Source organism: Caballeronia arationis (assembly GCF_001544975.2).
Taxonomy (GTDB): domain Bacteria; phylum Pseudomonadota; class Gammaproteobacteria; order Burkholderiales; family Burkholderiaceae; genus Caballeronia; species Caballeronia arationis.
This window is the reverse complement of sequence record NZ_FCOG02000401.1, coordinates 1-1,728: the sequence shown is the minus strand read 5'-3', so window position 1 is coordinate 1,728 and position 1,728 is coordinate 1. Positions and strand designations below refer to the sequence as shown.

The 1,728-nt window shown below is 58.7% G+C and carries 2 protein-coding genes; both read right to left on the bottom strand.

The window, feature by feature from the left end; genetic code table 11:
- Positions 1 to 603 (bottom strand): ATP-binding protein (locus AWB81_RS42685; protein ID WP_062644584.1); only part of this gene is annotated, 603 nt, incomplete at its 3' end.
- Between the two features lie 9 nt (positions 604 to 612).
- The coding region (gene istA, locus AWB81_RS42680; protein ID WP_062644582.1) for an IS21 family transposase at positions 613 to 1,728 on the bottom strand (1,116 nt) is incomplete at its 5' end.

Below are 1,728 nucleotides of genomic sequence, written 5' to 3'. Positions count from 1 at the left end.
CTGGCTTGTTGCAATGGTTGAGCGACGGCCGTGGCGATCATCAAGTATTTCGAGCAGATCACGCCGAGCGCTGTCGGGCATTGGCGCCATCGCGAAGTCATCCATCAGCAGTACATCCGTCTTGGCCCACTGCGCGAGCGCTCGCGCATATCGACCGCTGCCGTGCGCGATAGCGAGCTCCTCGGCGAGTCTGGGCATCTTGAGATAGGCCACTGTGTAGCCTAGACGGCAGGCCTGATTGGCGAGCGCGCATCCAAGCCAGGTCTTACCTAGGCCGGTCGCGCCAATAATGAGCGTGTTGTGCTTTTCCCGGATCCAATCGCCAGTTAGCAAGCGGCTCATGAGTGCACGATCAAGCCCGCGCGGGGTTCGGTAGTCGATGTCTTCGGCCACGGCATCGGAGAACTTCAGTTTGGCACGCCGAAGGCGCGATGATGTCTGCCTGGATTCGCGTTCGCTTGCTTCGCGCTCAACAAGCAAGCCTAAACGCTCCTCGAAGCCCAGCGCTTCGATATCAGGATTGTTCTGCTGTTGCGTCAAGGCGGATGCCATGCCGCTCAGCCTCAGCGCGTGAAGCTTGTCGATTGTTGGATGTTTGAGCATATGGCCTCTTCAATGATAGTAGTCCGGGCCGCGCACATTGGGATGTGTGAGCGGTAAGCTGGCCTGATCCGCTTCTGTCTGAGGCGACTGGTCCAGGCCGTTCTTAAGCGTCGAGCTAATGAAGCGGTAGCTTGGCGCCTTCAGATCGATGGCACGGCAGCACGCGGCCTCCAGCCGTGCATTGCCGTGGTCTTTGCCCAGGCGAAGGACGCCAAGGCAAGCGCGGTAGGCTTGTTGGGGATGCTGGCGGCCGCCAAGCAGGTGCTGGATCACGGCGGCGGTGTGCGGCCCGATGCGTATGGCCCAGTCGTACAGCCGCTGCGGCCCCCACCCACTGACCTCTTGATGATGAGGCGGCATGTGCGCATTAACCGTACTGTGGTGACCGCGCCGAGTGCTTCGCGCGTGGGCGGCGATACGCGTGCCTCGGTGGAAGATCTCGACTGTCCCGTTCGTATATCGAACGTCGACCTGTTGACGCGCGAAGCGGTGCGGTACAGAGTAATAGTGAACGTCGATGTCGACGTGGTAATCAGGCCCCACGCGCGCTACCTTCCAATCAGCATATTGATAGCGCTGTGACGGAAGCGCCTTCAGCGATGAGCGCTCGAAATCATCGAAAGTGCTGCGGCGAGATCCCGGCAGCTTCTTGAAGGCTTTGTTGTTCAAGTCGACCAGGAGTGTCGCGATCGCGGAGTTTGCCTCGGTCAGGCTAAAGAAGCGGTGCTTGCGAAGTCGGGCGAGAATGTAGCGCTGGACAAGGAGCACGCCTTGCTCGACCTTGGCTTTATCACGGGGCTTTTTACTGCGGGCTGGGATGACCGCCACAGAATAATGCGAGGCCATTTCTCCGTATGTCCGATTGATAATGGGATCGTAGAAGCTCGGCTTGTGCACGCCCGATTTGAGGTTGTCAGGCGTGACGATCTCAGGACAACCGCCCATAAATTCGAATGTTCGAATGTGAGAGCCAATCCAATCAGAACTCTGCTGGGTCCAGGTTGCTTCCGCATAGGTGTAGTTCGACGCCCCCAGTACGGCCACGAACAACTCGGCCTCCCGGATCTCACCCGTTTGCGCATTGATGATCGCTATCTTGTCGCCTGAGTAGTCGACGAATAACTT